This is a genomic window from Mesorhizobium sp. YIM 152430, from assembly GCF_029210365.1.
Taxonomy (GTDB): Bacteria; Pseudomonadota; Alphaproteobacteria; order Rhizobiales; family Rhizobiaceae; genus Aliihoeflea.
Map to the genome: position 1 here is coordinate 66,628 of NZ_JARGES010000032.1, position 9,172 is coordinate 75,799.

Sequence of the window (9,172 nt, forward strand, 5' to 3'; positions counted from 1 at the left end):
CGCTATCGCGCACTTCCGCGAAGGGATTTCAGAAGTGCCGGCGGGCCCGGATGCATCTTGGAAGCGCCATTGGTTGCAAGTCGTTCATATTCTTCGACGGACATAACGACCACCACCGGCCTCCCATGCTTTTCAACCGTAACTGGTTCGGCGCGCGCCGCGTCGATCAACATCCCGAAGCTGTTCTTTGCGTCTCTGGCTGAGATGGATTTCAACGGAAGCTGATCCCCTATAATAGCTATTTTGGACATATTCCCTATTCAGGCTCCGCGCCGCAAGCACTGAATCCAATTTGCCGGAACCCGCCCCACGCATCGCCATCCGGAAGCGATACCCGAGATACTCTTCTGCCAAGGCGCTATAGCTACGAAACAGAGGTGATTGCGCTTCTCTGATGTAGATATTGGCGCACTGAATCAATCGACCTTGACACGAATGCGCCGGTATCCCTCACTCGCACCATGGCTCGCGCCGGCCGCTCCAGGTCCTGGCAAGGCCTTCGCTGACGAGGATGTCCCCGGCATCGCTGCCGTTGATAGTCACGCTCGCGAGCGTGCGGCCATAGCGGTCTTTGCCTTGGCGCAGGACCTCGACGAGCTGACCTTGCAACAGCTCTGCCAGTCGGTGTTTCGAACGCTGCGCGAGATTGCTTTCATAGGCACACTGCCCCTCGATCTCCGGCGCATCGATGTTGAACATGCGGATCGCCTCTGCCTCGTGCGTCATGCCGAGCCGCAGGGAATCCCCGTCCCAGACGCGGATTTCGGTCGGTTCGCACGACAGGACGCAAAGCATGATGGTGACGATGATATGGCTGTTCATTGCTCTTTACTGTTGTTGCTGATTCCGGAGAGATCGATGCGGATGCCGGCCTTGTTCGGGTCTTCCTCCGAAATAGGCTGTTCCGATGGTTCGCTGACTCCGGACGCAACCTGCTCTCCCTGCCGCACGCTTTCACCCTCCTGTTCGGCCGGCTGCGGCGCGGCAAGTTCGGTTTCGTCGGGATCGGACTCATAGAACACCTGTTTGCCCTCGAACCAGCCGGTCTTGTAGGCGAGTATCGCGTCCTCAAGGGCCTCTTGGGCAGGCGCACCGTACCATTTTGTGACGATGCGATAGACCTTGGCAAAGAGCGCGGTGCCCATGCCGATATTCTTGCAAGAATCGAGAAGGTCCGGGCTGAGCTCGGAGATGTCCTGAATGCCGAGACCGGCCGGATACTGAGTCACTCCTACCCTGACAATCGACTGACCCAAATTCTGCTCGATGAGCTCCAATGCCTCGTCCTCGGTTGACGGCTTCGGTACGAGGATGATGCGCTCCCCTGCCCTGACGGTGACGGTCAGATGGTCGGCGCCACCGGCTTCCTCGATGAACTTTTGGACGATCTCGACCTTGAGGCTGGGATCGGCGCATTGCTGAATCAGTTCGGCATCGATCATGACTCCATCTCCTATTCGTTGAACGCCATCACCAGCGGCAGGCCGAACAGCGAGGCCCAGGCCTGCGCGCTCGACCGCTGGATGGCGACGATATTGGTGTTGCCGGTCCACCAGGCGTTGCCGGTCGCGACAACCACGTCCGGCGCATACAACATCGACTGGATGACGGGCCAGATGATCAGCTGCTCGTAGCAGATGAGCGGCGCAACCTTAAGCCCGGCGAACTCGAAGACCGGATTGGCGAAGAACCGCGCATGCGCCCCGCCGGTCGTCCAAGGTTGCCACATGGAGACCGGGACCGGCATGCGCTCGCGGTAAAGGATCTCCGCGCGCCTCCCCGAAACCCCGATCATCACATTGTCGTAGCCGACAGGATCGACGATCGCCGCACCGCCATTGACCATGATGTCGAGGCTGGAAAGCTCGCGGGTCCAAAGCCGCTCGGTGGTGGCGCTCCACAAGCCCATGGCGCTTTCCGGCAGGATCGCGACACGCGCGCCGTCGCCGGCTGCGGTCTCGACCAGTCGTATCGTCCAGACCTGCTGATGATAATCGGCATACTGGCCCGACGCTTCGAACGTGAACCCGGTGTTGATGCCCCGCCAGCCTACCGGCTCGGCGGGCGGCGTCCAGTTAGAGGCGGACCAGGCGAAGGCGAGCGCGCCAATCCCGGACGCGATCGGCCATACGCGTGTCGTCATCGCGATCAACAGGGCGGCGGTCGCGGCAAGGCCGAACCAGGCCCAGCCCGGGAAGAGAATTCCGGCCGCGGTTATCGGATGCGCCCAACCGACGATGCCGAAGGGCGGCACGCTCATAAGGACGGCTGCGATCGCGTAGCGAAGGGGCCGGCGCCAGCCGCCGCGCGATGTCCAGAGCGCAGTGTGTACGGCGACGAACATCAGCGAGGCTGCAAGCCATAGACCCAACCCGATGGCGAGCTGCGCCCCGAAAAAGATTGACGCGCCGACCGGCAGGCCGCGCGATGCACCGAGAAAATGCGCCAACGCGACCAGGCCCGCAACCGTGCGCGAAGGAGAGAAGGCCCAAAGCGCCGGGAAGGCAATGCCGACGGCGAAGGCGAGCGGATGCCCGAGCCACCCTATCGTGCCGGTGGCAGCCCCGCCGGCGACGTACAGAACGGCCTGCAGAACCCTACGGCGCGAAGGTGAGGATTTCCCGTGCGAGCCCAACGATGCCTGCGGCCGGAAGCGGCCCAAAATATCTTGAATCATAGGAACCAACGAAATCGGAATGGAGAAACAATTCGCCCGTGGGCACGATGCCGCCCGACCAGGGCGTCATCGGCCGCCCTTCGGCGTCCTGGGCGTGAACGGTCGAAGCTGCCAAGGGCACGTCATCTATGATGACCTGGTTCTCGACGCGGATGGACTGTCCGGCCAATGCGACGACGGTCTTGATGAGCGGCGCGGTCCTGGCCGGGCAAAGACCTCTGGGCAGATAGAGGCGCTCGCGGGCAAGGTCGACGGCGGAACCGGCAGGCGGGCAGATGAACACACGGTCGCCGACCGCAACCGGGCGGTCCAGCGTTTCGATCTGCCAAAGACCCAACGGATAGGAGGGTGTGAAGTTCACCCGATAGCCGCCCCATGCGAAGGCTACCGCCATCGAACCGAGAAGGACGGCGCCGGCGCCGATGATCGCAAGCGCCCTGCCCTGTCTCGTCATCGGGTCATGCCCTGATCGCGGACCTGGCTCTGGGCCCGGGTCTGGCTCACCGCCCGCTCATAGGCCGCAACGCGCTGCGCGGCGCTGAAGCTCGGCCAGGCTGCGAGCAGTTTAGAGCGGTCGCCCTCGGCGACCCGTGCCGCGGCTGCGTCATAGGCCGGACCCTTGGCCTCTTTCGAGCCAAGGAAGGCCCGTTCCCCAAACCGCTGATCGAGCGCCTTGTTGAGCTGGTCGATCTCTGCCTTCACCATTTTGTCGGCCAGGGCAAAACCGAGCGCGGCCGAAAGGTCGTTGCGATCGATCGCATCGCGGATGCGGTCAAGTACGCCCTGCGCCGATCCGGACAATGCAGGAATGTCGACCCGGCTGCGGTCGCGCTCGCGCGACAGCTCGACGGTGCGAAGATCTCCGATCTCGGCGCGCAGCCGCACATAGCGGGCAAGGTTGTCCTTGAGTGCCGGAACGTTGTTCAAGGCACGCTGCCGCTCGGCCTTGGCGTCCGACGAGGCGAACATGCCGGTCTTGCCGCGCATCGCGCCGAAGGCCTCCGGATCGCGACCGAGCTGGTCGACGATGCGGCTTTGCGTTGCCTGCCTTTCCGCGTCATTGGCGCTCATGATTGCGGAAAGGTTCATCGCATCAATAGCGCCATCGGGCTTCTCATAGACCTGGGCAACGCGGTCGCGAAGCTGCGTCCAGGCATGGGTGAGTGTGGCGTCTGACTGCAATTTGGCCTCCAAGAGCTGCGGGATGGATTGCGCCCAGGTCGCGAGGCCGCGAATCCAGGGCTGGGAAACGGGAGAGGCAGTCGCCGTCGCGGCAGCCGCGGCCTGACGATCTGCGGCACGGCCGAACCGCCCGATGAAGCTTGAGAGCCTGACAGCGGCCGTCTCGAGCCGATCGCGCTGCTCCCTGATCCAACGGAGCTGGTTTTCGACCAGGGCTTTCGCCACGCGCGCGCCGTAGAGGCCGCGGCTGTTGGCATAGGAAAGCGCCTGCTCGTAGAGCTTCGACCCGGCGTAATCGAGCGTCGTGTCTTTGGCCCCGCGCTTGGAGAGGTTCTGGATGAGCCCGCCCGCCTTCTCGAAAGAGCGGCGTCCGTAATAAAGCTCCGCGTCATGCCGGTGGCGGGTCATCGCCACATAGGTCAGATGCCAGTCGAGCGAGAGGGTGGCCAGCACCTTCACCCGATCGATGGTGGCGCCCTGGGACTTGTGAATGGTGGTCGCATAGCCATGGTCGACATTGCGATAGAACCGCTGGTCGACCTCCACCCTTCTCTTGTCGTCTCCGACCTCGGTAACGATACGGCCCTTCTCAGCCTCGACGATACGGCCGATCATGCCGTTCTTCACGCCCAGAGAACCCTCGTTCTTCAGGAACACGATCTGGTCGCCGACCGCGAAATTCCGCATGCCGTCTTCCGTGCGGAAGGCATGGCCGTCTTCGATCAATCCGCGCTCGAGGAGCGCGCCACGCGCCAGCTCGTTCAGTGTCCGCACATCGCGGCGAAGATGCGCAAGGATCAGGCTCGACCGGTTTGGGTCGTAGTCGGCAATCCAGTCGCGAATGAGCGCGCTGACCGCCTGGTCCTTCAACTCCATTCCGACCAGGCGCCCCTGCCCCTGATAGGCGGAGATCGCCGCTTCGATCCTGCCTCGGGCAAGATCCATCGAGGCATCGCGCATCCATTGCTCTCGCTGCCGATAGATCGTGCCGAGCTCGGCATAGCCGACGCGATCGGCGAGCGAGCGGAACGCAGCGCCCGCCTCTATCGGCTGCAATTGGTCTGCGTCACCGACCAGAACGAGCTTGGCGCCGGCGTGGGCAACAGCAGAAACGAAGTCGGCCATCTGGCGCGACGACACCATGCCCGCTTCGTCCATGACGAACACGCATCTGTTGTCCAGCTGAAGGCGGCCCCGCTCCCATTGAAGTTGCCAGGACGCCAGCGTTCGCGAGGCAATGCCCGCCTCCTTCTCCAGCCCCTCTGCCGCCTTGCCCGCGAGCGCACCGCCGACAACGCGATAGCCGGAAGCCTCCCATATTTCGCGCGCGGCCTTCATCATGGTGGTCTTGCCGGCGCCGGCGCGGCCCACAATGATGGCAAGGCGCTCGTCCCCGGTGATGCGTTCCAGCCCGATGCTTTGCTCGTCGGAAATCTGCGCCAGGCCCGCAATGACTTCGGCGCGCGCGCTCACTGACACGCCGAACCGGCCATTGGTCGCGAGATGCTCGGCCTGGTTCCCCATGTCGGCCTCAATGCGGATCATGTCACGCGTCGCAAATCGCTCCGGCAACCGCTCGCCGGTCTCGGGATCGACGCCCTCGACCTCGATCCTCACGGCTTCCGGGCTTCCCATGACCCGCGCCAACAAGTTCGCGAACTGGCCGGGATCGTCGACATAGCGGTGCAGGTATCTGGCGACATCGCGTTCGTCGAAGACGCTCTTCTCGCGCGCGATCGCCTCCAGCACGATCTCCGGCCGGCGCTCTATCCGGCGCGCATTCTCGCGCCGCGTTTCCTCGTGCAGTGCCAGCCGTTCAAGCCTGGCCTCGCGTCCTTCGGCTTGCCGCTGGCGCTGAATGTTCTTGCTGGCAACCCCGATATGCGAAGTCGGTTCGAGGTCGATGCCGCGCTCGGCATAGGAGCGGCCATCGACACGAATGTCATGACCGTTCGATTCGAGATGCTTGTTCTGGGCGCCATACCAGGCTTCCCGCAATGCGAGGAAGTCCGCCTTGTCGCCGGCCCAGAGCTTGTAAATGATCTGGTCGGATTTCGATCGGACCGGCTGTCCGTCGTCCCCGATGACCGGCACCTTCTTGCCGCCGAAACCTTCTTTCGTCAGCGGGCGCAACGTCGTCATCAGATGCACATGCGGATTGCCCGGCGCGTCATGGTAAACCCAGTCCGCGACCAGCCCGCGCGTGCTGACATGTTCGGCGACGAACTCGCGCATCATCACGATGTTCTGCGCGGTGGTCAGCTCGCGCGGCAGCGCCAGAATAAACTCCTTGGCAAGCTGCGCGTCCCTGCGAGTCTCGAATGCCTCCACCTTGTTCCAGAAGGCTTCCGACGCACCGGCAACCGATCGGTCGGCAATGAGCGCCCTCGCCCAGTCCGGGGCATCGGCCGGCAACACGAACTCGTCATGCACCATGCCGGGCTTACGCGAGAAGTCCGCCACCCTGCCCTCGCGCTCGTTCTCCATGCGGGCGCAATGACGATACGCCGCCGCCGCAACAGCACTGCGGCCTTCGCCGCGGCTGATCAATTGGGGCGTGAAGTGGGTGATCGCCACAGTGCAGGTGCTTTCTCGGTCCGAACGCGATGCCGTTCGGTCAAGCGCGGCCCATACGACCCATACCTTTGGGGCCGAACGCGGGAACGTTGCTTGCAACGTATTACTGCGCCCTTGGACCGTTCTTCCGAACGGCGGGATTCTTTCCGCAATGCGTAGGCTTCGCCTACCTGTGGTTTTTCGCAGGGTGCGCTGCGCGCATGTTCAATGCGACTCTCCGCATCGCATTGGACATCCATGAAACCGGAGAACCCAGCCGATGAGACGACCCTCTTCCCGGATCCGCGAAGAAATCGAACGCCTGCAGGAGCAGCTGAAGCTTGCCGAGACCAAGGAGGCCGAACGTATCGGCCGGCTGGCGCTTAAGGCGGGACTGGGCGACGTGAACGCATCCGACGCAGAGCTGGTCACAGGCTTCGAAGAGATGGCGAAGCGATTTCAAGCGGGGACGAAACAGAAAGCGCCCGGGCCGGCTGCTCGCTCTCAAGCGGACGCTTCTGATGCATGAGCGCCGCTACCGGGCGTCACAAACGGAAGCCCGGAAGAAGGATGCCCGCGAGAAGATCCAGCTCGGCGGTCTCGTCGTGAAGGCGGGGCTTCGCAGCGAGGATCGTGCCGTCATTCTCGGCGCCCTCATCGACGCGACGGCGCGGCTCGGCGACGCAACAGAGCGCGCACGATTGACCGCAATCGGAAAGGCGATATTCGACAATGACAGCAAGGAAGCTGATGCTGCTGGCAGCGCCGGCGGTGATGATGTTGGGAGCCGTGCTTGGGCTCCAGGGTTTTGAGACGTGGCTCGCTGGTTTCGGGACTTCACCCGAAAGCTACCTGACCCTCGGGCGCATCGGACTTGCCGTCCCCTACGCCGCCGCGGCCGCGATCGGCGTTATCTTCCTCTTCGCCGTGAATGGCTCACTTGCCATTCAGTCATCCGGCCTTGGCGTCCTGATCGGCGGACTTGCCGCCGTCGCGTTCGCAGCCATCTCGGAAGCGCAACGCCTGTCCGACTTCGCCAGCCAGGTCCCGGACGGAACGCTGTTCTCCTTCCTCGACCTCTACACCATCGGCGGCGCGGCGACGGCCTTCGTCGCCGGCATGTTCGGGCTGCGGGTTGCGCTGCGCGGCAATGCCGCGTTTGGAGCGACGGGTCCGAAACGGCTCTCCGGCCGTCGCGCCATCCACGGCGACAGCGATTGGATGGACAGCGCCACGATCGCTCGTCTCTTTCCTGAAAGCGGCGGCATCGTCCTCGGCGAACGCTATCGCGTCGACGAGGATTCCATCGCCGGCGTCAACTTCGATCCGCGCCGCAAGGAGACCTGGGGCAAGGGCGGAAGATCACCGCTCGTCTGCTTCGACTGCGGCTTCGGTTCGACCCACGGCATCGTCTTCGCCGGTTCCGGCGGTTACAAGACCACCTCGGTGGTCGTGCCGACGGCGCTCAAGTTCAAGGGCTCGATGATCATCCTCGATCCCTCGACCGAGATTGCGCCGATGGTCGCCGCGCATCGCGAAGCGCATGGGCAGGACGTGCTCGTTCTCGATCCGAAACGACCCGACATCGGGTTCAACGTACTCGACTGGATCGGCCGCTTCGGCAATGCGCCGGAGGAAGACATTGCCTCCGTGGCGGCGTGGCTGATGTCGGAAAGGCCGCGCGTGACCTCCGGCGCCGACGATTTCTTTCGCGTCTCGGCCGAGCAACTCATCACCGGCGTTATCGCCGACGTGATGCTGTCCGATCCGGACGATACCAGGCGCGAACGATCGCTGCGCGTCGTGCGCGCGCGGCTGGCCGAGCCGGAAGAAACGCTCAAGGAAAAGCTCGCCGACCTTTATCAGAGCTCGACCTCCAGGTTCGTCAAAGAGGTCATCGCGCCTTTCATCAACATGACGCCGCAAACCTTCTCCGGTGTCTACGCGACCGCCGCCAAGGAGACGCACTGGCTCTCCTACGACAGCTATGCGGCCATCGTGTCGGGCAACACCTACAGGACCGACGACATTGCCAATGGGCGCACGACAGTCTTCATCAATGTCGATCTGTCGACGCTCGAAAACCATCCCGGCATGGCGCGCGTCGTCATCGGAGCGTTCCTCAAGGCGATCTACAATCGTAATGGCGATCTCGAAGAGCGCGCCCTGTTCCTTCTCGATGAGGCCGCCCGCCTCGGCTACATGCGCATCATCGAAACCGCCCGCGACGCCGGCCGCAAATATGGCATCACCCTGCTGATGCTGTTCCAGTCGCTCGGGCAGATGCGGGAAGCATTTGGCGGGCGCGATGCGACCAGCAAATGGTTCGAGTCGGCGTCCTGGGTGTCCTTCTCGGCGATCAATGATCCGGAGACAGCGAAGTATATTTCAGAGCGCTGCGGCATGACCACGGTGGAAGTGAACCAGGTCAGCCGAACCTCGCGCGACATGGGTTCGTCCCGCACCCGCTCGCAACAGCTCTCGCAACGCCCGCTCATCCTGCCGCATGAAGTCACCCAGATGCGCGCCGATGAGCAGATCATTCTCACCGGCGGCAACCCGCCGCTACGCTGCGGTCGCGCCATCTACTTCCGCCGTCCGGAGATGGCGGCGCTCGTCGGGAAGAGCAGTTTCCAACCGAAGACGGAAGCGGCTGCATCATAAAACGGCAGCCGTCCCGCCCCCGTTTACCACAAGCTCGGGGGCTTCTCTTCGGCGCAATGTGTGAAGCGCGTTCAGCCCCCTCGCCTGCTCCGC

Annotated in this window: 8 protein-coding genes and 1 pseudogene; 3 read left to right on the plus strand and 6 right to left on the minus strand. The window is 63.5% G+C overall.

All coding sequences use genetic code 11. The features are described 5' to 3' along the window. Positions 1-2: 2 nt before the first annotated feature. The 6 genes from PZ895_RS11165 to traA form a co-directional block, all read right to left on the minus strand. The gene (locus PZ895_RS11165) at positions 3-251 is read right to left on the minus strand and encodes a type II toxin-antitoxin system Phd/YefM family antitoxin (RefSeq protein ID WP_275839073.1); all 249 of its coding nucleotides are present in this window, start codon (positions 249-251) and stop codon (positions 3-5) included. Between the two features lie 199 nt (positions 252-450). Continuing rightward, positions 451-822, minus strand: a complete 372-nt coding sequence (locus PZ895_RS11170; protein WP_275839074.1) for a thermonuclease family protein — start codon at positions 820-822, stop codon at positions 451-453. Continuing rightward, positions 819-1,442 (minus strand): TraH family protein, encoded by a 624-nt coding sequence (locus PZ895_RS11175; RefSeq protein WP_275839075.1) that lies wholly within the window; start codon positions 1,440-1,442, stop codon positions 819-821. The genes PZ895_RS11170 and PZ895_RS11175 overlap by 4 nt, the downstream gene beginning before the upstream one ends. Positions 1,443-1,453: 11 nt before the next feature. After that, entirely contained in the window at positions 1,454-2,662 is a 1,209-nt protein-coding gene (locus PZ895_RS11180) for a conjugal transfer protein TraB (protein ID WP_275839076.1), read from the minus strand. Further along, positions 2,598-3,131, minus strand: coding sequence for a conjugative transfer signal peptidase TraF (traF, locus tag PZ895_RS11185; RefSeq protein WP_275839077.1), 534 nt, complete (start codon positions 3,129-3,131; stop codon positions 2,598-2,600). Before traF ends, PZ895_RS11180 begins: the two co-directional genes overlap by 65 nt. Then, positions 3,128-6,436 (minus strand): Ti-type conjugative transfer relaxase TraA, encoded by a 3,309-nt coding sequence (traA, locus tag PZ895_RS11190; protein ID WP_275839078.1) that lies wholly within the window; start codon positions 6,434-6,436, stop codon positions 3,128-3,130. The genes traF and traA overlap by 4 nt, the downstream gene beginning before the upstream one ends. 259 nt (positions 6,437-6,695) lie before the next feature. Here traA and PZ895_RS11195 point away from each other — a divergent pair, with 259 nt between their 5' ends. The 3 genes and pseudogenes from PZ895_RS11195 (at position 6,696) to traG (ending at position 9,079) form a co-directional block, all read left to right on the plus strand. Further along, complete coding sequence (locus PZ895_RS11195; RefSeq protein WP_275839079.1) at positions 6,696-6,944, plus strand: TraC family protein; 249 nt, start codon at positions 6,696-6,698, stop codon at positions 6,942-6,944. Next, positions 6,937-7,155 (plus strand): annotated as a pseudogene (gene traD, locus PZ895_RS11200) (conjugal transfer protein TraD); the annotation flags it as partial. The gene PZ895_RS11195 and the pseudogene traD, both read left to right, overlap by 8 nt. Continuing rightward, positions 7,148-9,079, plus strand: coding sequence for a Ti-type conjugative transfer system protein TraG (gene traG, locus PZ895_RS11205; protein WP_275839080.1), 1,932 nt, complete (start codon positions 7,148-7,150; stop codon positions 9,077-9,079). The pseudogene traD and the gene traG, both read left to right, overlap by 8 nt. The last annotated feature ends 93 nt before the right edge of the window (positions 9,080-9,172 follow it).

Bases quoted from the DNA above. Each gene is read 5' to 3' on its own strand.
- PZ895_RS11165 (WP_275839073.1), bottom strand. From the start codon at position 251: ATGTCCAAAATAGCTATTATAGGGGATCAGCTTCCGTTGAAATCCATC.
- PZ895_RS11170 (WP_275839074.1), bottom strand. From the start codon at position 822: ATGAACAGCCATATCATCGTCACCATCATGCTTTGCGTCCTGTCGTGC.
- PZ895_RS11175 (WP_275839075.1), bottom strand. From the start codon at position 1,442: ATGATCGATGCCGAACTGATTCAGCAATGCGCCGATCCCAGCCTCAAG.
- traF (WP_275839077.1), bottom strand. From the start codon at position 3,131: ATGACGAGACAGGGCAGGGCGCTTGCGATCATCGGCGCCGGCGCCGTC.
- PZ895_RS11195 (WP_275839079.1), top strand. From the start codon at position 6,696: ATGAGACGACCCTCTTCCCGGATCCGCGAAGAAATCGAACGCCTGCAG.
- traG (WP_275839080.1), top strand. From the start codon at position 7,148: ATGACAGCAAGGAAGCTGATGCTGCTGGCAGCGCCGGCGGTGATGATG.